Origin of the sequence: Streptomyces sp. NPDC000348, assembly GCF_042898795.1 — a bacterium.
Classification (GTDB): domain Bacteria; phylum Actinomycetota; class Actinomycetes; order Streptomycetales; family Streptomycetaceae; genus Streptomyces.
The window spans coordinates 158,331-178,135 of sequence record NZ_JBIAZD010000013.1; the positions used below are offsets into that span (position 1 = coordinate 158,331).

At 74.2% G+C, this 19,805-nt stretch carries 13 protein-coding genes and 2 pseudogenes; 9 read left to right on the plus strand and 6 right to left on the minus strand.

All coding sequences use genetic code 11. The features are described 5' to 3' along the window. Positions 1–54: 54 nt before the first annotated feature. Positions 55–1,029, minus strand: a pseudogene (locus ACFY3N_RS24860) (multicopper oxidase family protein); the annotation flags it as partial. A 413-nt stretch (positions 1,030–1,442) separates the two neighbouring features. Beyond that, complete coding sequence (locus tag ACFY3N_RS24865; protein WP_390818923.1) at positions 1,443–1,943, minus strand: metallophosphoesterase family protein; 501 nt, start codon at positions 1,941–1,943, stop codon at positions 1,443–1,445. 208 nt (positions 1,944–2,151) lie between these two features. Between ACFY3N_RS24865 and ACFY3N_RS24870 the strand changes: the two genes are divergently transcribed. After that, positions 2,152–4,089 carry a glycosyltransferase family 2 protein gene (locus tag ACFY3N_RS24870; protein ID WP_390818924.1) on the plus strand — a complete coding sequence of 646 codons (1,938 nt, stop codon included), beginning with the start codon at positions 2,152–2,154 and terminating at the stop codon, positions 4,087–4,089. 198 nt (positions 4,090–4,287) lie between these two features. Here ACFY3N_RS24870 and ACFY3N_RS24875 read toward each other — a convergent pair whose 3' ends face one another. Next, positions 4,288–5,091 carry a class I SAM-dependent methyltransferase gene (locus ACFY3N_RS24875; RefSeq protein ID WP_390818925.1) on the minus strand — a complete coding sequence of 268 codons (804 nt, stop codon included), beginning with the start codon at positions 5,089–5,091 and terminating at the stop codon, positions 4,288–4,290. A 609-nt stretch (positions 5,092–5,700) separates the two neighbouring features. Further along, positions 5,701–8,148, minus strand: a complete 2,448-nt coding sequence (locus ACFY3N_RS24880) for a SpoIIE family protein phosphatase (RefSeq protein WP_390818926.1) — start codon at positions 8,146–8,148, stop codon at positions 5,701–5,703. Between the two features lie 199 nt (positions 8,149–8,347). On the opposite strand from ACFY3N_RS24880, the pseudogene ACFY3N_RS24885 reads away from it, so the two are divergent. Beyond that, positions 8,348–8,592, plus strand: a pseudogene (locus ACFY3N_RS24885) (PAS sensor protein); the annotation flags it as partial. A 139-nt stretch (positions 8,593–8,731) separates the two neighbouring features. Here ACFY3N_RS24885 and ACFY3N_RS24890 read toward each other — a convergent pair. Then, entirely contained in the window at positions 8,732–10,003 is a 1,272-nt protein-coding gene (locus ACFY3N_RS24890) for a S1 family peptidase (protein WP_390818927.1), read from the minus strand. Positions 10,004–10,572: 569 nt separating this feature from the next. Between ACFY3N_RS24890 and ACFY3N_RS24895 the strand changes: the two genes are divergently transcribed. The 6 genes from ACFY3N_RS24895 (at position 10,573) to ACFY3N_RS24920 (ending at position 18,095) form a co-directional block, all read left to right on the plus strand. Next, the gene (locus ACFY3N_RS24895; RefSeq protein WP_085572576.1) at positions 10,573–10,788 is read left to right on the plus strand and encodes a type A2 lantipeptide; all 216 of its coding nucleotides are present in this window, start codon (positions 10,573–10,575) and stop codon (positions 10,786–10,788) included. A 111-nt stretch (positions 10,789–10,899) separates the two neighbouring features. Beyond that, complete coding sequence (locus ACFY3N_RS24900; protein ID WP_390818928.1) at positions 10,900–11,706, plus strand: HlyD family efflux transporter periplasmic adaptor subunit; 807 nt, start codon at positions 10,900–10,902, stop codon at positions 11,704–11,706. Next, positions 11,703–13,925: an NHLP family bacteriocin export ABC transporter peptidase/permease/ATPase subunit gene (locus tag ACFY3N_RS24905; protein ID WP_390818929.1), complete on the plus strand. Its 2,223-nt coding sequence runs from the start codon at positions 11,703–11,705 to the stop codon at positions 13,923–13,925. Before ACFY3N_RS24900 ends, ACFY3N_RS24905 begins: the two co-directional genes overlap by 4 nt. Position 13,926: 1 nt before the next feature. Further along, positions 13,927–16,752: an NHLP bacteriocin export ABC transporter permease/ATPase subunit gene (locus ACFY3N_RS24910; protein ID WP_390818930.1), complete on the plus strand. Its 2,826-nt coding sequence runs from the start codon at positions 13,927–13,929 to the stop codon at positions 16,750–16,752. Positions 16,753–16,876: 124 nt separating this feature from the next. After that, complete coding sequence (locus ACFY3N_RS24915; protein WP_390818931.1) at positions 16,877–17,887, plus strand: Ppx/GppA family phosphatase; 1,011 nt, start codon at positions 16,877–16,879, stop codon at positions 17,885–17,887. A gap of 31 nt (positions 17,888–17,918) precedes the next feature. Continuing rightward, complete coding sequence (locus ACFY3N_RS24920) at positions 17,919–18,095, plus strand: hypothetical protein (protein WP_390818932.1); 177 nt, start codon at positions 17,919–17,921, stop codon at positions 18,093–18,095. Positions 18,096–18,103: 8 nt separating this feature from the next. Here the strand turns inward: ACFY3N_RS24920 and ACFY3N_RS24925 are convergent, their stop codons facing one another. Beyond that, positions 18,104–18,712, minus strand: coding sequence for a flavodoxin family protein (locus tag ACFY3N_RS24925; protein ID WP_390818933.1), 609 nt, complete (start codon positions 18,710–18,712; stop codon positions 18,104–18,106). Between the two features lie 79 nt (positions 18,713–18,791). On the opposite strand from ACFY3N_RS24925, the gene ACFY3N_RS24930 reads away from it, so the two are divergent. Further along, a complete protein-coding gene (locus tag ACFY3N_RS24930; RefSeq protein WP_390818934.1) occupies positions 18,792–19,805 on the plus strand; it encodes an iron-containing redox enzyme family protein in 1,014 nt (337 codons plus the stop codon).

Genomic DNA, 19,805 nt, shown 5'->3' on the forward strand with positions numbered 1-19,805 from the left:
CGCGTCGAGCCGGTACGGCGGTTCCCCGGGGTGTCGGACGATCTCGAGGTTGGCCATCATGCCCATGTCCTCGTGTTCGGCGTTGTGGCAGTGGAAGAGGCAGCGGCCCCGGTGGCCGTCGAAACGGGTGATGACCTCCGCCGTCTCACCGGGCCGCAGCGACACCGTGTCCTTCGGGCCGGCGTCGTGCGGCAGCGGCGCGCGCCCGTCGCGGGAGAGCACCCGGAACCCCGTCCGGTGGAGGTGGACCGGATGGTGGACGTCGGCGGTGAGGTGCCACACCTCGACGGCGCCGCGCCGGGTGCGGACGTCGGTGCGCGACGGGTCGAACGGCTCGCCGTCGATGAACCAGCCGCGCCCCTGTTCCGCGTGTCCGGCGCGGAGGCCGAACCGGCGGACCGTGGTCGCCTGCGAGCGCCGCCGGGCTGGCAGGTCGTCACAGAGCACCTTGGGGATCCTGCTGCGGTCGGGCGCCGCGCGGGCGACGCGGAGGGCCATGACGTCGCGGGCGCGTCCGCTGCCGAGCCGGTTGCGCAGGCGCACCCGGCTGCCGGCCGGCAGGCCCGCGAAGTCGATGACCACGTCGTACCTCTCCGCCGGTGCGATGGGCAGGGCGGCGAGGGTGACGGGGGCGGCGAGCAGCCCCTGGTCGGCGCCGATCTGCAGCAGCTCGAGCCGGCGCCCGTCGTCCGTGACGGCCTCCAGCCGGTGGCGGGCGTTGGAGGCGTTGAGCAGGCGCAGCCGGTGGCGGGCGGCGTCGACCTCGTGGACGGGCCACGGCGCCCCGTTGACCAGGATCACGTCGCCCAGGACGCCGGCCGCGCAGGGCTCGGTCACCCCGGGCCGGTCGCGCAGCTCCGGGTCGAGGGACGGGTAGGCCGGGGACCCGTCGTCGGCGAACGCCCGGTCGGCGATCATCAGCGCCGGCTCCCGCTCGCCGCAGGGCAGGTCCAGGGCGTCCTCGACCGCGTCCCGGACGATGTGCATGCCGGCCAGGCCCCGCCGGATCGCCGGAGCGGTGAAGTCCATCCGGTGGTCGTGGTACCGGAGCAGCGCGGCACGCTGGTCGAGCGGGTACGTGTACTCCCGTGTCACCCGGCTCGTCACCGCACGCGGGTCGTGCGCCGTGCGGGACCCGCCGTGGCGGCGGGACGCGGGGCCGGGCCCGGTGTCCGGGAGGAGGGTCCGAAAGGGCTCGGTGCCGTACGGGACGGAGGGGCGAACCCTCCGGCCCCTTCAGTCCCCCCGGCTCCCCCGATCCCCACCGGCCACAGCGGGACGGCGACCGGGCGGCCCGGAGGAAAACGCGGGAACAGGTGTGTGAGTCCCGGGGGAAGGGGTAATCGCCCGGTACCACCTCCGGTCGTGGGAAGGAGGTCCGTGAGAGCGCAACCCATCGCAGCGTCCGGGCCGTTTCCACCGACACGAAACGGCCCGGACCGTCAGCGCGGAGGGAGCCGGTGGAGTTCCACCTCCGTGAGCCGGCCCCCGGCGACCGTGGCGGTCATGTAGGTGCAGTGGGGCTGCCGGCGGCGGTCCGTCGGCGATCCCGGGTTGAGCAGACGCAGTCCCGTGGGAGCGGTGGTGTCCCACGGGATGTGGCTGTGTCCGAACACCAGCACGTCGACCTCGGGGAAGCGGGCGGCGCACCGGTTCTCCCGCCCCCGCGCCGGGCCCGTCTCGTGGACCACGCCGAAGCGCAGCCCGCCGAGATCCGCGTACGCGGTCTCCGGCAGCCGGGCCCGCAGTTCGGGCCCGTCGTTGTTGCCGTACACGCCGACGAGTCTGCGGCTGCGGCTCTCCAGCAGATCGAGGGTGGCGGTGTCGACCCAGTCCCCCGCGTGGAACACGACGTCCACGCGCGGGAGTTCGTCCAGCAGCGGCGCGGGCAGCCGCTTGGCGCGCTTCGGCAGGTGGGTGTCGGAGGTCAGGAGCAGTCGCACGAGCGGCAGACTAGGCGGCGCCGCGCCCCCGGCGGGACGCCACGCCCCGAGTGACCCGGCGAGCACGCCGGACGGCGGGTGCCGTCGGTCGTCACGGCGGGCCCCGGCGGGGCGCAGCGGGGAACACGGCGGCCGCGGCGCTACGATCGGGCGGCGCGTACCCAGCCCGCACGTTCGACGGCGAGAGACCCGAAGGGCCCAGATCCAGATGCCGGTCAAGGTCAGCGTCATCGTTCCCGTGTACAACCCGGGGACCTACATCGAGGACTGCGTCTCCTCGCTGCAGCGGCAGTCGCTGCCCCCCGACGAGTACGAGGCGATCTTCGTCGACGACGGCTCGACCGACGGCACACCGGCCCGGCTCGACCGGCTCGCCGCCGAGGACCCCCGGATGCGGGTGATCCACCAGGAGAACTCCGGCTGGTCGGGCAAGCCCCGCAACGTGGGGATCGCCGCCGCGCGGGGCGAGTTCGTGATGTTCGTCGACAACGACGACTACCTCGGCGACGAGGCGCTGGAGCGGATGTACGCGTACGGCGTGGCCCACGGCGCCGATGTCGTCGTGGGGAAGATGGCCGGCAGGAACCGCGGGGTGCCGGTGGAGCTGTTCCGCCGCAACCACCCGCGGGCGACGGTCGAGAACGCCCCGCTGATCGACAGTCTCACCCCGCACAAGATGTTCCGCCGGGAGTTCCTCGACCGTATCGGGCTGCGCTTCCCGGAGGGGCGGCGTCGCCTGGAGGACCACGTCTTCGTCACCGAGGCGTACCTGCGCGCGGACAACGTGTCGGTGCTCAGCGACTATGTCTGCTACTACCACATCAGACGCGACGACGCCTCCAACGCCGGCTTCCAGCGCTTCGACCCCGTGGGGTACTTCGGCAACCTGCGGGAGGCGCTCGACGTCGTCGAGCGGTACACCGAACCGGGGCCGGTGCGGGACCGGCTGTTCCGCCGCTGGCTGCGGGTGGAGATGGTGGAGCGGCTGCGGGCCCGGCGGCTGCTGGCGCTGCCGGACGACTACCGCAGGGAGTTGTTCGCGGAGATCCACAAGGTGGTCGTCGAGCGGTTCGGCCCGGGTGTTCCCGCCGGGCTGCAGCCGACGCAGCAGGTCGTCGCCGCGCTGGCCGGGGCCGACCGGTACGACGACGTGGTGGCCTTCGCCGCGTGGGAGGCCGGTGTCGCGCCGGCGGCGACGCCCCTGGGCGTGGAGTGGCGGAACGGCTCGCTGCACATCGGTTTCACCGCCGAGTACACCTCCGCCCGCGAGCCGATGACCTTCCCCGCGGACGCCGCCCGCACCCCGTTGGCCGACGCCCCGAAGAACGTGGAGGAGGCGGTGGCGTGGGTCGGCGCGGAGACCGCGGCCCGGTTCGGGCAGGCCACCGCGGATCTGCTGCTGCGTGAACGGTCCAGCTCCGCCCAGTACTTCCAGCCCGTGGAGTTCACCCGGGAGACGGTTCCCGTCGACGGCGGTGAGCGGGTGCGGCTGGTCCTGCGGGCGACCGCCACCGTCGATCCCGCCGAGCTGCCGGGCGACGGGGTCTGGGACGCGGTCGTACGGGTGAAGCTCGGCGGCTGGACCAAGGAGTGCCGGCTCGGCCCCGCCCCGCGCGCCACGCGCCCCGAGCCGTACCCGGGGGTGGCCGGCCGTCGCGCGGTCCTGCCGTACTGGACCGAGCCGCACGGGAATCTCTCGCTGGACACGGGTGTCAAGGGCAAGCGGCTGGGTCTGGGCGGTGTGCGGCGGCAGGACGTCACCGTCTCCGGGACCCGGCTGCGCGCCCGGCTCCCGCTGCACGCGGCCGGGGAGGCCCGGGTGGGACTCGGGTTCACCGCTTCCGGCAGGACGCTGCACGCGTCCGGGACGCTCACCGGTGCGGCGGACGGGCCGGGCTCCCTGCTGGAGGCCACGCTGCCCGCCGGGTTCCCCCGGGGGATCTGGCGGGTCGCCCTGAGCCCGGACCCCGATGCCGCGCAACCCGCCTGGAGCGGGCTGCCGTTCGCGCTCCGCGCCGCCGGCGGCGGCGTGCGGGTGGTGACCGTCCCGCGTCCCGGCACGGCACGGAAACTGGTGCGTGCCGCCCGACGGGCGCTCGGCGCGGCCCGCGCGAAGGTGTCCCCCCTGGTCCGCCGCGGCCGGTGACCGCGGGCCGGCCGCCCGGTGTCCCGCCGGGGGCGTGCTCCACGGGTCGTGCCCGGCCCGAGGGCACCGGCCCGGCGCCGCTCCCGAAGACCCCGGGGACCGTGGAGGGCGGCGCCGGGCCGGGGCGGAGTGCCTCGGCCCGGCGCCCTCGTACCAGGTCTGCCGCGCCTGCCGCGAAGGGCCTCGCGGCAGGAGGGCTCAGCGGCTGACGCCGACCTGTTCCAGGGCGCGGCGCAGGGGCTCCCAGCCCACGCGCCGCGGCAGGCCGCGGTTGCGGGCCTGGGCGAGGGCGCGCCAGAACCCGGCCCGCAGCAGCGCTTCCGGGGGCACCGCCCCGGCCCGCTCCAGGATCGCCTCGGGCACCTTCTGCGGGTCGGGCACCTTGTACTCGGCCATGATCTCGTCGTACTTGTCGTGCAGCACCGTATTCTCGGGGTCGGCGCCGAAGACGACGAGCTGGCCGGTGGGCTCGGTGTCGACCAGGACGGTCACCAGGTCGGGGCGGTAGCGCGCCAGCACCTCGGTGATCTTGTAGACGTCGCCGGTCCAGGCGTTGGTGTGCCGGTCGCGGGCGGCCTCGTCCACGCTGCGCGGCAGCATGTCGTCGAGGACGATCACACTGGCCCAGTCCGAGTGCTTCTCGACGTTCATGAGGTCGCGCAGGGCGTACTCGAACAGGTGCATGCCGTCGATGAACGACAGGTCGAGCGTGGTGCGGCGCCAGTGACCGATCGGGCTGCGGCCCCGGCGCAGGTTGCGCAGCGGATGCCGGCCGCCCTTGAGGTGGGCCAGCGGATTGTCGCGGGCGAAGAAGTCGTCGCTGGTGGCCTTCACCAGGTGGACGTCGCACTTCAGCTCCGAGACCACCTTGAAGGCGGGGTCGACCGCGATGCTGGGGACGCGTGACAGACGCAGGCTGCGGCCGTCGTTGACGCCGATCTCCAGGTAGTTGCGGTTGGCGCTGACCTTGTGCAGCTCCCGAAGGAACTCATGGCGTTTCACGAAGGGGACTCTCCTTGCGGATGCGGGGCAGTGCTTCGTGCAGGGCTGCGCCCCTCGCGCGGCGCGGGCAGGCAGGTGTCCTGCCCGCGGTCGTGCGCGGGGGCGCTGTGCGGGGGCGCGGGAAGGCCGGTGGCGGGCCGTGTCCGCTCCGGGCCGTTTCGTACCAGGCGGTCTCGCCGGCGCTGGTGGCGACGGTGGGGCGGCGGGCTTCTTGCGGACCGGTCATCGTCCGCAAGAAGTTAGCGCCGTGGACCCCGTGGAGCCAAGCGGTACGCGCGATCATGTGCGCGCCGGGAGGTTCGTGAACGGATCCGCACCGTGCCGCGGCCGCCGGGGACGGGCCGGTGGGCGCTGGGCGCGGGCGTCACCTCGACGTGCCGGCCGATCGACGGGATCTCGGTGCGGCCGATGACGGCGGGGCCGGTGAGGCGTGCGTGAGCCGACGGTCCGCGCCCCCTCCTCCACGACCGCCCGGCCGGACCGGGTCCGGTGGGGCCGGGCCACGCCGATGCCGCCCGGGGCGGATCCCGGGCACGCTCCACGGCGGTGTCGCCCGGTGAGACGACACCGACGGGGCGCCCGTCCTCGACGACGGGGACACGGCGCCCGTCAGGGGCGCAGCACGAACTCCGCCCACACCTGCTTGCCCCCGCTGACCGGAAGGGTCCCCCAGCCGGCCGACACGGCCTCGACGAGGAGGATGCCCCGGCCCCCGGTGGCCTCCCAGCCGATGCTGGTGGGCTTCACGGGGGTGCGGGGCGAGGCGTCTGCGACGGCGAGTCGCAGCCGGTCGTTGACCAGGGTGATGTCGAGACGGACCTGGCCGTCGGTGTGCACCAGGGCGTTGGTGACCAGTTCGGAGACGGCGAGCAGGGCGCCGTCGAGGTCCGCCGTCACCCCCCAGGAGCGCAGGGTGCGCCGGGTGAAGCGGCGGGCGTGCCCGACCGCCTGGGGCACCCGCCACACCGTCCAGCTCTCCCGCAGCGGGCGGGAGGCCATGCCGTCGTAGCGCATCAGCAGCAGGGCGACGTCGTCGCTGCGCGGGGCCTTGCCGAGCAGGGCGTCCGCGACGGGTCCGAGGTGGGCGGGGTCGGCGGCGGACAACTGCCGGGCGAAGCGGTTCATGCCCTCGTCGATGTCGGAGTCGGGGGACTCGACCAGGCCGTCCGTGGTGAGCGCGACCGTCGTGCCGGGCTGCAGCCTGAGCGGGCTCATGGGGAAGTCGCTCTGCCGCAGCACGCCGAGCGGCGGGCCGCCCTCGGCCTCCGCGATCTCGGTACGGCCGTCCGGATGACGCAGCACCGGCGGCAGATGGCCGGCCCGGACGCACCAGGCGAAGCCCTCCTCCATGTCGATGTCGACATAGCAACAGGTGGCGAAGAGGTCGGTCTCCATGTCCATGAGGAGCCGGTTGGAGTGGGAGACCACCACGTCCGGGGGGTGTCCCTCGACGGCGTAGGCGCGCAGCGCGGTGCGCATCTGGCCCATGAGGGTGGCGGCGCCGGCGCTGTGGCCCTGGACGTCGCCGATGACGAGGGCGACGTGGTTGTCCGGCAGCGGGATCACGTCGTACCAGTCGCCGCCGAGCTCCAGACCGGCGGTGCTGGGCAGATAGCGGGCGACGGCGACCGCGCCGGGCAGCCGGGGCAGGCGGCGCGGCAGCAGCTGGCGCTGGAGCATGCCGACCAGTTCGTGCTCGGCGTCGAAGGCGCGGGCCCGCGTCAGGGCCTGTCCGGCGAGGCCGGCGGCGGCGGTGAGGAGGGCGCGTTCGTCGGGGCCGAAGTCGTGCGGGGTGTCCCAGCCGATCAGACAGGCGCCGGCCATGCGGTTCCCGGCGGGCAGCGGCAGCACGGCCAGACCGCCGGGGCCGACCTCGGCGAGGGCGGTCTCCAGCGGGGAGCCCGCCGGCCAGATCCGGGCGCGGCCCTCGCGCAGGGCGGCGGCGAGGGTGGGCATGGTGCGCACGGGCGCGTCGGGCCACTCGGTGCGCCACTCCGCGCGCCACAGCTCGGGCCAGGCCTCCGGTTCCGGTGGGTCGAGGACGGTGACGACGAGCCGTTCGCTCTCCAGCTCGGCGAGTGCGATGCGGTCGGCCCGCAGCGGCCTGCGCAGCGCGGCGACCACGGCCCTGCCCACGTCGCGGACGGTGACCGCGGTGGCCAGCGCGGCGGCGAGGCGCTGGATCCGGGCCACGTCCGTGATGTCGGAGCGCAGCGTGGAGGCGTCGGCCACGGAGCCCACCAGCCGGGCGGAGCGCCCCTCGCCGCCGTGCACCAGTCGGCCGCGCAGCCGCAGCCACTTGGGCGGTCCGGCGGGCTGGAGCACCCGGAACTCCAGTTCGCGGTCACCGATCGTCATGTGGTCGGCCTCGACGACCGACATCAGTGAGGGCAGGTCCTCCGGCACCGTCAGACCCAGCAGGGTCTCCACCCGCCCGTCGAAGTCGTCCGGGTCGAGGCCGAACAGCTCCAGGATCTCCCCGCCGACCCGGACCCGCCCGGTGTCCATGGCGAGGCTGAAGCCGTCGGGCCGCAGGTCGACGCCGTCGGCGGTGGCGGCCGGCGCGGGGAGGGCGAGGGCCTCGGCGACGAGGCCGAGGCAGCGGCGGTCGTCGGCGTCGAAGCCGCCGGCCCGCTCGCCGACCGCGAGCAGGCAGCCGCCTCCGTCGCCGCGCAGCGGCAGCGCCGCCAGGAAGAAGTCACGGCTGGGCACGCGCCGTGACTGCGCCTGCGCGGCGAGGTCGTCCGGGCCCAGCCACACCGGCCGCCCGCGGTGGGCCTCGGCCACCGGGGCGCGCCCGGCGACGGGATAGCTGTCCCGCACCCCGCACAGGGTGCGCGGCACCCCGACGGACTCCGCCAGGTGCAGCAGTTCCCCGTCCGCGCTGGGCGTGTACACGGCGGCGAACGCGGCACCGGCGAAGACGAGGGCCTGCTCCAGGATCCTGCGCACCCGTTCGGGTGACTCGGGGTCGACCGCGATCGCCGTCAGGGCACCTTCCGCACGCAGCGTTCTCGTGCTGCGTCCCGCAGCGCCCTCACCGACCACGTTGGCCATTACAGCGCTTATGGGACACCCGCGCAGCCCCTGTGCGCGTTCGGCGGCCCCGAGGCGCACGGGGTGCGAAGGGCCCCGGACAGTCCTGCGGACCCGGTTCCGGGGCGTACGGGGGGTGCGTCGCCCGGCGGGGCGCACAGGCCCCCGGCGCCCGTCGTGCGCGGCGGCCCGGCAGCGGGGAGATCGGGTCCCGGGGCCGGTGGCGCGGCCGGGCGGGGAGGTGGTCGGCGTGTCCGTGGGACGGTCGTCCGCGCGGACGCCTACGGGTGGGCGGGCACCGGGCGGCCGTCCGCCGCTGCGGTGACGGCGGGGCTGCCCCGCGCCTTCGCGGCCCCGTGGGAACGGGTGGGGCTGAACACGCCGATCCCCGTCTGCGACGCGGTGCGCGAACGGCGGCCGGTCTGGGTGGGCGGCGAGGAGGAGACGGCCGCGGCATCGCCGCGGTGGTGACCGGACGTCGAGGGCCCGCCCGGCCGCGACCGCCAAAGCGGCCTGTCCCGGTGTTCCCGCGCGGGCGACGGTCCGGCCCCGCCGCACGTGGGTGGCGGGGCCGGACCGGAGGGTGTGCTCGGGCGGGGGCGCGTCAGTGGGCCGGGGTCAGGCCGGAGCCGTCCTCGGCGCCCTGCTCCGGTGCGTCACCGGCGCCCGCACCGGCCTCACCGCCGGCCTCCTCGCCCGCCTGGTCACCGCCGGCCTCCTCGCCCGCCTGGTCACCGGCGCCCGCATCGCCGGCGTCCTGCGCGCCGAGGGTCGCGCCGACCGCCTCCAGGGCCGTGGTGACCGGCTGGAAGAACGTCTCGCCGCCCGAGGTGCAGTCGCCGCTGCCGCCCGAGGTCAGGCCGACGGCGAAACCGTCCCGGGTGAACATCGAGCCGCCGCTGTCGCCCGGCTCGGCGCAGACGTTCGTCTGGATGAGCCCGGTGACCGTGCCCTCCGGATAGTTCACCGTGGCGTTCAGGCCGAGCACCTGGCCGTCGGCGAGCCCGGTGGTGCTGCCCATCCGGAACACCTCCTGGCCGACGGTGGCCTCCGCGGCCCCGGAGATCGGGAGGGCCCGGTCACCGAGGTCGACCTCGCCGGGCGCGACGGTGGCGGGATCGTCGTACGTGACGAGCGCGAAGTCGCCCTCGCCGGGGAAGACCGCCTGGTCGACCGTGGCGATCGGCTGTCCGCCCTGCGTGTCGGACCACTGCTCGGCCGCGACACCGCAGTGACCGGCCGTCAGGAACGCCGGGGAGCCGTCGCCCGCGGTGACGTTGAAGCCGAGCGAGCAGCGCGCGCCACCGGAGAAGATGGCGTCGCCGCCGGAGGCGAACGTCCTGAACGTGCCCGCGGACTTCTTGATGGTCGCCATGCCGGAGCCGAGGCTCCGCACGGTGGACTCCAGCCGGTTCCACTTGTCGCCGGTCACGGTGCTGTCCGCGGTGACGAGGATCTTGTTGGTGCGCGGGTCGACGGCCCAGGAGGTGCCCGGGATGGCCGCCTGCGACTTCAGCGTCCGCGCCCCGGCCTCCAGTTCGGTCATGCTGTTGCCGACCTCGCGGACGGCCGCGCCCGCCTTCTTCGCCTGCACGATCACGTTGTTGTCGTCGCCCGGTACGACGTTGACGACGAGCTGCTTGTTCTCGCCGTCGTAGTAGGAGCCGGCGAACGCGTCACCGAGGAGCCCGGCGAGCTGCGCGGCGAGGTCCGAGGCGTCCGTCGCCCTGAGGGTCCTCGGCGCCGCCGCAGCGTCGCCCGACGCGGCGTCCTGGGAGGCGTTCGCGTGGGGCAGCAGGAGCACGGCGGCGCCGAGCGCCACCACACCGCCCACCGCTGTCGCGGCCCTGCGCTTCGGAATTCGCTTGTGACTCAAACTTCTCGACCTCCTGGGGGGACCGGAGTCGCGCCGGTGTTCGGCGGCTGTGGGGCGCCTGGACGGCTGTTGGTACGCGGGGGCCGCGGGAGGCGTTCAATCCCGTCCGATCCGTCACCCGGAGTGAGCACTCAAGGGCTTTTGGTCATCGCCGCGTAGCGGAATACCGGCTTCAGTGAATCTGCACATCGCGTGCCCAACCCGGTCACCGGAGCCGGGGTTCGTCCACGGGCCGGCGGACCGGGGCACGCCTTTGGGGCCGGTGTGCCGGATTCCGGTCACCGGGGCGCAAGTGGCCGGACGGGTCGATGCGGTGGGGCATGTGAAGAAGTCGCCGCCGAGCCGTGCCCGGGTCTGCACGCTTGGACCCCCGCAGGGCGCAAGTTGCCTGGTGAGACGTTTGGTTGAGTGGAAGCCCGCGCCCGTCGCGTGCTTTGATCCATCGCACCGCAAGGCCGCTTCGGGCTCCCGGCGACGGGCGTCCGGCGCCCGCGGTCGCGGCCTTCATCTGTCACCGGAGGGGCCGCTCCCCCCCCTTGTGAAACATCCATACGAAGGGAAGTTCCGCCATGAACTCCACCCCCCAGGTCGAAACCGCCGAGATCTCCGACGCCGACCTCGACAACGTCTCCGGCGGCCTGTCCGTGAACGCCGTGAACACCCTCACGGGCGCGGTGGACGGCATCGCCCCGGTCTCCGGCCTGGTCGACACGGCCGTCGGCACCGTCGAGGGTGTCACCGGCCTGAACACCGCCCCGGTCACGAACCTGGTCGCCGGTCTCTGATCGCGCCCCTGTGCCGCGAGGTCCCGGAGCCGCCCGCCGGCTCCGGGACCTCGCGACGCGTCCACGCTCCCCGAGTCACGTCGCACAGTTCACGCAGGTGGGGGAAGACCCGTGCAGTTCCGCCAACAGGCTCTCGCCAGGCTCCAGTCACCGGAGGAGCTCGACCTGCCGGTGCGTTTCGCGCGCCCGCAGGGCCGGCTGGTGCTGTCCGTGACGGTGGTCGCGATGGCGGCCGCCTCGGTGTGGGCGCTGACCGGCTCGGTGTCCTCCACGGTCGGCGCGCCCGCCGTCCTCACGTACGGGCAGGGCAGTTACGTCCTGCAGAGCCCCGTCGCCGGTCAAGTCACCGCCGTCCTCGCGAAGGAGGGCGAGCGGCTGCCCGCCGGCTCCCCCGTCCTGAAGGTCCGCACCGAGCGGGGCGACGAGGTCGTGCGCACCCTCGACGCGGGCCGGATCACCGCGCTCGCCGTCGGCAGCGGGCAGATCGTCTCCACCGGTGCGGACGTCGCCGCCGTGGAGAAGGTCGCCCGCGCGAAGGCCCCGCTGCAGGCGACGGTGTACGTCCCCGCCGAGAGCGCCGCGGGCATCCCCGCGCACGCCTCCGTCGACCTGACGGTGCAGTCGGTGCCGAGCCAGGAGTACGGCGTGCTGCACGGCGAGGTGAAGTCGGTGGACCGCTCGGCGCAGTCCGCCCAGCAGATCGCCGCGTTCCTCGGGGACGCCCAGCTGGGCGAGCAGTTCACGAAGAAGGGCAGACCGGTGGCCGTCACCGTCGAGCTGGAGAAGTCGCCCGGCACGAAGAGCGGTTACGCGTGGTCCTCCGCGGACGGTCCGCCGTTCGAGCTGACCTCGATGACCCTGGCCACGGGTTCGGTCCGGCTGGCCGACCGGCGTCCCGTCGATTGGCTGCTCCCGTGACCACCGCCCGGGAGACCCGCGGCAGACGCCGTGCCGCCCCGCCGAAGCGCAAGGTGCCCACGTCCCGGGCGAAGACCGTCCGTACGCCCACCGTGCTCCAGATGGAGGCCGTGGAGTGCGGCGCCGCCTCGCTCGCGATGGTGCTCGGCCACTACGGCCGCCATGTCCCGCTGGAGGAGCTGCGCATCGCCTGCGGCGTCTCGCGGGACGGCTCGCGCGCCGGCAACCTGCTGAAGGCGGCCCGCGGTTACGGGCTGACCGCCAAGGGCATGCAGATGGATCTGGCCGCCCTCGCCGAGGTGCCGGCGCCGGCCGTCCTGTTCTGGGAGTTCAACCACTACGTCGTCTACGACGGCATGGGCCGCCGGTTCGGCCGCCGCGGGGTGTTCATCAACGACCCGGGCAAGGGGCGGCGGTTCGTCCCCCTGGAGGAGTTCGACGGCAGCTTCACCGGCGTCGTGCTGGTGATGGAGCCCGGCGAGGACTTCACCCGGGGCGGGCGCAAGCCGGGCGTGCTCGGCGCGATGCCGGCCCGGCTGCGCGGCACGGCGGGCACCATGCCCGCGGTGGTGCTGTCGAGCCTGCTGCTGGTGGCGGTCGGCGCGGCGGTGCCGGGGCTCAGCCGTACCTTCATCGACGAGTTCCTGATCGGCGGCCGGACCTCCATGCTGGGCGTGCTGTTCACGTCCATGGGCGCGTGCGTGCTGCTCACACTGGTGCTGACCTGGCTCCAGCAGGGCAACCTGCTGCGCGGCCGGCTGATCTCCTCCACTCTGTCCAGCGCCCGCTTCCTGCGCCATCTGCTGCGGCTGCCGGTGACGTTCTTCGCCCAGCGCAGCCCGGCCGACCTGGTGCAGCGGCTGCAGTCCAACGACGCGGTGGCCGAGACGCTGGCCCGCGATCTGTCGGCGGCGGGCGTGGACGCGGTGGTGGTCGTGCTGTACGCGGTGCTGCTGTACACGTACGACCCGCAGCTCACGTTCGTGGGCATCGGGGTGGCGCTGCTGAACATCGTGGCGATGCGGATCGTCGTCCGGCTGCGCGCGACCCGTACGGCGAAGCTGCGGGCGGACAGCGCGCGGCTCACCAACACGGCGTACACCGGTCTGCAGTTGATCGAGACGCTGAAGGCGACCGGCGGGGAGGACGGCTACTTCCGCACGTGGGCCGGGCAGCACGCCACCACGCTGGAGGAGCAGCAGCGGCTCGGGGTGCCGAGCGCCTGGCTCGGCGTCGTCGCGCCGACGCTCGCCACCCTCAACAGCGCGCTGATCCTGTGGATCGGGGGCATGCGGGCGGTCGAGGGGCATATCTCGGTCGGTCTGCTGGTCGCCTTCCAGGCGCTGGTCGCCCGCTTCACCGCCCCGCTGACCCGGCTCAACGGCGTCGCGGGCCGGATCCAGGACTTCGCCGCGGACGTGGCCCGGCTGAAGGACGTGGAGAACTTCCGGGCGGACCCGCTCTACGGCCGTCCCGGCACCGGCGGGTCGACCCGCCGGCTGCACGGCCACGTCGAGCTGCAGAACCTCACCTTCGGCTACAACCCGCTGGACGAGCCGCTGCTGACCGGCTTCGACCTGACCGTCGGCCCCGGCCGGCAGGTGGCGCTGGTGGGCGGCTCGGGCAGCGGCAAGTCGACGGTGTCCCGGCTGATCTCGGGCCTGTACGCGCCGTGGGAGGGCGTGATCCGGATCGACGGGCAGCGCATCGAGGACATCCCGCGCGGGGCGCTGGCCGCCTCCGTCTCCTTCGTCGACCAGGAGGTGTTCCTCTTCGAGGGCACCGTCCGCGACAACGTGGCGCTGTGGGACCCGTCGATCCCGGACGAGGCGGTGGTGGAGGCGCTGAAGGACGCGGCGCTGTACGACGTGATCCTGCGCCGGCCGGGCGGCATCCACAGCCCGGTCGAGCAGGACGGCCGGAACTTCTCCGGCGGGCAGCGCCAGCGCCTGGAGATCGCGCGGGCGCTGGTGCGCCGGCCGAGCATCCTGGTGCTGGACGAGGTGACCAGCGCGCTGGACGCGGAGACCGAGCTGGTGGTGATGGACAACCTGCGCCGGCGCGGCTGTGCCTGTGTGGTGATCGCGCACCGGCTGAGCACGGTGCGCGACAGCGACGAGATCGTCGTCCTGGACCACGGCACGGTCGTGGAGCGCGGACGGCACGAGGAGCTGGTGGCGCGCGGCGGCGCGTACGCGGCGCTGGTCAGGGAGCGTTGATATGACAGCCGTGCACGAGAGCCGGGGCGGCGACCTCGTCCTGGGCGCGCTCGGGTCGCTGGGCACACCGGTCGACTGCTCCGGGTTCGGCCGGCTGGACCTGGAGGGGCCCCAGGTGCTGTGGCTGATCGCGTCCGGTGCCGTGGACCTGTTCGCGGTGGACGCCGAGCAGCAGGGCCACTGGCACCATCTGGGCCGCCTCGAGGCGGGCTCGCTGGTACTGGGCCCGGTGGCCGGCCCGGCGCACACGCTGGTGGCGCGCCCGCTGCGGGACTGCGTGGTGCACCGCATCGGACTGCGCGAGCTGTACCGGCCGGCGAGCACCCAGACCTGGTCGTACGACGCGTACGGCAACCCGCAGTACGTGCCGCCGGCGACGAGCCCGCTGGAGTACGCGCTCGCGCTCGGGGTGGGCCGCGGCCTGGCGGTGCTGTTCCAGGCGCCGCTGGCCACGGAGCGCGCCGCCGCGCCCGGCGACGACGACGTCTTCTGGATGCAGGTCCCGCCGGGCAGCGTGCAGTACGGCTCGCTGTACGGGGCGGAGGCGGCGGCCGATCTGCTGATGGACCCGGCGCTGTGGCAGAGCCTGGTCGACCAGCAGTACCGGCTGATGACCACGCTGGACCGGTGGATCGAGCAGCTGGAACACACGCACGAGACGCGGACGGCGGAGGGCATCGCGGCCGGTGAGGCGGTCCGTGCCCGGGCCGACCGGACGCTGCTCGCCGCGATCGGCGAGCGGTCGGGGCGGCGCACGACGGCGGCCGACGCGGACGCCACGTACGCGGCCTGCGAGCTGGTGGCCCGGGCGGCCGGGATCACGCTCGCCGCGCCGGCGCGGTCCGGCACCGGCGGGGACCGGCTCGACCCGGTCGAGCGGATCGCCCTGGCCTCCCGGGTGCGCACCCGTGTCGTACGGCTGGACGGCCGCTGGTGGCGGGACGACGTGGGACCGCTGGTGGGGCACCGGGCCCTGTCGGGGGCGCCCGTGGCGCTGCTGTGGCGGCGCGGCGGCTATGTGGCGGTGCATCCCGCGACCGGCAGGGAGACCCCGGTCGAGAAGGCGAACGCCGGGGAGTTCGAGCCCCGCGCGGTGATGTTCTACCGTCCGCTGCCCGAGCGGCGGCTGAGCCCGCTGCGGCTGCTGCGGTTCTGCATGACGGGTACACGGGGCGATCTGACGGCTCTGCTGCTGAGCGGTCTGGTGACGGTGGCGATCGGGTCCCTGGTGCCGCTGGCGACCGGCAAGGTGCTCGGCGAGTTCGTGCCGCAGGCGCGGACCGAACTGATCGTGCAGGTGTGTCTCGCGGTGATCCTGAGCAGTGTGGTGGCCGCCGCCTTCATGCTGCTGCAGAACCTCACCCTGCTGCGGCTCGAGGGCCGGGTGGAGGCGACCCTCCAGCCGGCCGTGTGGGACCGGCTGCTGCGGCTGCCGACCACGTTCTTCACCGAGCGCTCGACGGGTGAGCTGGCGAGCGCGGCGATGGGCATCAGTGCGATCCGCCGCATGCTGGCCGGGGTGGGTCCGACGGTGGCCCAGTCGGTCACCGTCGGCGCGGTGAACCTGGGGCTGCTGCTGTGGTTCAGCGTGCCGATGGCGCTGGCCGCGCTCGGGATGCTGGTGGTCGTCGCGGGGGTGTTCCTGGGGCTCGGGCTGTGGCAGGTGCGCTGGCAGCGCCGCCTGGTGGTGCTCACCAACAAGCTGAACAACCAGGCCTTCCAGACGCTGCGCGGACTGCCGAAGCTGCGGGTGGCGGCGGCCGAGAACTACGCGTACGCCGCGTGGGCGTCGGAGTTCGCCCGCAGCCGTGAGCTGCAGCAGAGGGCCGGCCGGATCAAGAACCTGACGGCGGTGCTGGGCGCGGTCTACCTGCCGCTGGTCACGCTGGCGATGTTCATGCTGCTGGCCGGGCCGGCCCGCGGCTCGATGACGGCGGCGGAGTTCCTCACCTTCAACACGTCGGTGACGATGGTGCTGACCTCGGTCACCCAGCTCACCGGGGCGTTCGTCTCGGCGGTCGCCGCGCTGCCGCTGTTCGAGCAGATCAGGCCGGTGCTGGACGCCACGCCCGAGGTGGACGCGGCGAGCACCCGGCCCGGACCGCTGTCCGGGGCGGTCGAGGCGCGGCGGCTGTCCTTCCGCTACTCCGACGACGGTCCGCTGGTCCTGGACGACGTGTCCTTCGAGGCACGGCCGGGCGAGTTCGTGGCGGTCGTCGGACCCAGCGGCTGCGGCAAGTCCACCCTGCTGCGGCTGCTCATCGGCTTCGACCGGCCGGTGTCCGGCAGTGTGCTGTACGACGGCCAGGACCTGGCGGCGCTCGACCGGCCGGCGGTGCGGCGGCAGTGCGGTGTGGTGCTCCAGCACGCGCAGCCGTTCACCGGGTCCATCATGGACGTGATCTGCGGGAGCGAGCCGTACACGCCTCAGGAGGCGATGGCGGCCGCGGAGATGGCGGGACTGGCCGAGGACATCAGGCGGATGCCGATGGGGCTGCACACCCTCGTCTCGGGCAGCGGCGCGGTCTCCGGCGGCCAGCGGCAGCGGCTGATGATCGCCCGGGCGCTGATCCGCCGGCCGCGGATCCTCTTCTTCGACGAGGCGACCAGCGCCCTGGACAACGAGACGCAGCGCACGGTCATCGAGAGCACCAAGGCTCTGCGGGCGACCCGGATCGTCATCGCGCACCGGCTGTCGACGGTCCTCGACGCGGACCGGGTGGTGGTGATGGAGGGCGGCAAGGTGGTCCAGCAGGGTCCGCCCGGCCAACTGCTCGCCGACACCGGCGGGCGGCTGCACGAACTGGTGCGGCGGCAGCTGGCCTGATCCGGCGGGCGCCCCCGCGGCGCGCGTCGGCGTGGGGTCACCGCCCGGTCACGCCTGTGGCGCGTCTTCGCCCCGCGCGGGGGCCCCTCCGTTCCTCCGCGCGGGAAGTGGGTACCCACGGGCCATGCGAACCAGCGTGATGGATGTCGGATCGAAGACCGTCAGACTCGTCGTGGCGGACACGGCGGGCGGGGCGCCGCTGCCGGTGCACACGGCGAAGTGGCCGCTCAGGCTCTCCGAACAGGTCACGCCCGGTGAGCCGGTGCCGGAGCAGGCCGTGGAGCGCCTGGTGGACGCCGTCGCCGCGGCGGACCGGACCGCCGAGCGGTGGGGCGCGTCGGGCCCCCTGGCGTTCGCGACCGCCGTGGTGCGCAGCGCCCCGAACCGGCAGGAGGTGCTGAGCACGGTCCGGGCCCGGACGGGCGTCGACCTGTGCACGCTGCCCGGCGAGGTGGAGGCCGAGCTCACGTTCCTCGGGGCCCGGCGCTGGATGGGCTGGCGCTGCGGGCCGCTGGCGCTGCTCGACATCGGCGGGGGTTCGCTGGAGGTCGCCTTCGGGCGCGGCCGGCTGCCCGACTTCGTCGCCTCGCTGCCGCTGGGAGCGGGGCGGCTCACCCACGAGTACTTCGCGGACGCGGACCCTCCCTCCCCGGAGCAGGTGCGGGCGCTGCGCCGGCGGGTGCGCCACCAGCTGCGGGACGTGGCGGCCCGGATCCGCTGGGAGGGACCCCGTACGGCGGTGGCCACCTCCCGCACCTTCCAGCAGCTGGGGCGGCTGTGCGGGGCCGCGCCCGGCCGGCACGGTCCGTTCGTGGAGCGGGAGCTGTCCTGCGCCGACCTGCGGGGGGCGATCGACCGGCTGGCCGCCCTGCCCGCCGCCGAACGCGCCCGGCTGCCCGGGATCTCCGCCCCGCGCGCCGCGCAGAGCCTGGCGGGCGCGGTCGTGGGGCACACGGCGATGAAGCTGACCGGTCTGGGGACGGTGACGATCTGTCCCTGGGCGCTGCGCGAGGGGGTGCTGTTGCGCCATATCGAGGACGGCCCGTCCTGGTGGGCGGAGATCACCCGCCGCCACGAGAAGGAGATGGCGGACGCCGGCCCCGTACCACTGCGCATCGCCACCGCGCGCGGCTGACCAGGACGTACGTACGACGGAAGGAGAACCCGTGTCCGAGCGGGAGGACCACGGGAAGCCCCGGACGGCCGCCGAGGAGGTGCTGCACGAGGTCGAGGAGGCCGGGCGGCGCACCGAGCACTCCGCCGGGCGGCGCCACCACCGGGGCGAGGCCGCGGAGGCCGTCACCCCGAACACCGAGGCGCAGGAGGAGTCCCGGGGCGACTAGCGGATTCCCTACTGCGGCGGCGGGCCGAGGGGCTGCGCCGCCAGGGCCCGCGCGACGCCCAGCAGGTTGGCGGCCATGGCGCGTCCCGTGCTGCGGGACCAGTCGTGGCCGCTTCCGCCTTCCAGGAAGCTCGGTCCGGGGCCGGGACCCTGGTTCCAGTAGGTCCACGCCTGGCCGGGGATGGTGTAGCCGATGTCCTGCAGGCCGCCGGTGATCTCGCTGATCACATGGTGCGCGCCGTCCTCGTTGCCGGTGACGACGACTCCCGCGACCCGGTTGTAGGCGACCGGCCGGCCGTCGTCGTCCGTCTCGGACAGCATGGCGTCCATCCGCTCCAGGACCCTCTTGGCGACGGACGACGGCTGGCCCAGCCAGGTCGGCGAGGCGATGACGAGGATCTCGGAGGCGAGGAGCTTCTCGTGGACGCCCGGCCAGTCGTCGCCCTCGTGCACGGCCTCGCTGACCACGCCCGGAGCGATGTCCAGGTCCACCGCGCGGACGACGTCGACCTCCACGCCCTCCTGCTTCAGCCGCTCGATGACGGTCCCGGCCAGCGCCTCGGTGTTGGAGGTCTCCGGTGACTTCTTGAGGGTGCAGTTGATCACTAATGCCTTCATGTGGACAGGGAGTACCCCGCGGGCCGCCGGTTGCCACGCGGATGCGGGTGTCCCTGGGCCGTCCGGGTACACGGGGCGCATGGAGCACACGCGTGAAGAACCCCGGCTGCCCGCACCGCGCGGCCCCCTGAGCAGAGCCGTCGAGCATCATCTGCGGGGCACCGGCCCGCTGCCCGAGGACGAGGAGATCGCCGCCGCCCCCGTGTACGGCGACGACTTCCAGCTCGCCCTGTACCTGTGCTACGAGCTGCACTACCGCGGGTTCGCGGGCGTGGCGGCGGACCTCGAATGGGACCCGGAGCTGCTGCGCGTCCGCGCCGCCCTGGAGCACCGCTTCCTCACCGCGCTGCGCGCGGACGCCCGGCGGCACGACGGCGTCGAGGAGGCGCTCGCCGGAATCCTGGTGGAACCGGTGGACGGCACGGGCGTCAGCCACTTCCTGCGCGACAGGGGTGAGCTGTGGCACGTCCGCGAGTACGCCGCCCAGCGGTCCCTGTACCACCTGAAGGAGGCCGACCCGCACGCCTGGGTGCTGCCCCGGCTGTGGGGGCGGGCCAAGGCGGCGATGGCGGCGGTCGAGTTCGACGAGTACGGCGGCGGCCGCGCCGACCGCGTGCACGCCCGTCTCTTCGCCGACCTGATGACGGACCTGGGACTGGACACGACGTACGGCCGTTATCTGGACGCGGCCTGCGCCGAACTCCTCGTGACGGTGAACCTGATGTCCCTCTTCGGACTGCACCGCTCCCTGAGGGGCGCCCTGGTGGGCCACTTCGCGACGGTGGAGATCACCTCGTCGCCCGGCTCGCGGCGGCTCGCCGAGGCGATGCGCCGCACGGGGGCGGGGCCCGCCGCCGAGTACTTCTACGACGAGCACGTGGAGGCGGACGCGGTGCACGAGCAGGTGGTGCGCCACGAGGTCGTCGCCGGGCTGCTGGAGGTGGAGCCGCATCTCGCGGCGGACATCGCCTTCGGCGTCGACGCCACCGTGTTCGCCGAGGACCGCCTCGGCGAGAGGCTGCTCGCGGACTGGGGCGCCGGCCGGTCGTCGCTGCGCACCCCCCTGCCCCAGGAGTTCACCCATGCTTCTTGA

Coding starts and splice junctions, on each gene's coding strand:
- ACFY3N_RS24870 (WP_390818924.1), top strand. CDS start 2,152: ATGCCGGTCAAGGTCAGCGTCATCGTTCCCGTGTACAACCCGGGGACC.
- ACFY3N_RS24880 (WP_390818926.1), bottom strand. CDS start 8,148: ATGGCCAACGTGGTCGGTGAGGGCGCTGCGGGACGCAGCACGAGAACG.
- ACFY3N_RS24895 (WP_085572576.1), top strand. CDS start 10,573: ATGAACTCCACCCCCCAGGTCGAAACCGCCGAGATCTCCGACGCCGAC.
- ACFY3N_RS24910 (WP_390818930.1), top strand. CDS start 13,927: ATGACAGCCGTGCACGAGAGCCGGGGCGGCGACCTCGTCCTGGGCGCG.
- ACFY3N_RS24915 (WP_390818931.1), top strand. CDS start 16,877: ATGCGAACCAGCGTGATGGATGTCGGATCGAAGACCGTCAGACTCGTC.
- ACFY3N_RS24925 (WP_390818933.1), bottom strand. CDS start 18,712: ATGAAGGCATTAGTGATCAACTGCACCCTCAAGAAGTCACCGGAGACC.
- ACFY3N_RS24930 (WP_390818934.1), top strand. CDS start 18,792: ATGGAGCACACGCGTGAAGAACCCCGGCTGCCCGCACCGCGCGGCCCC.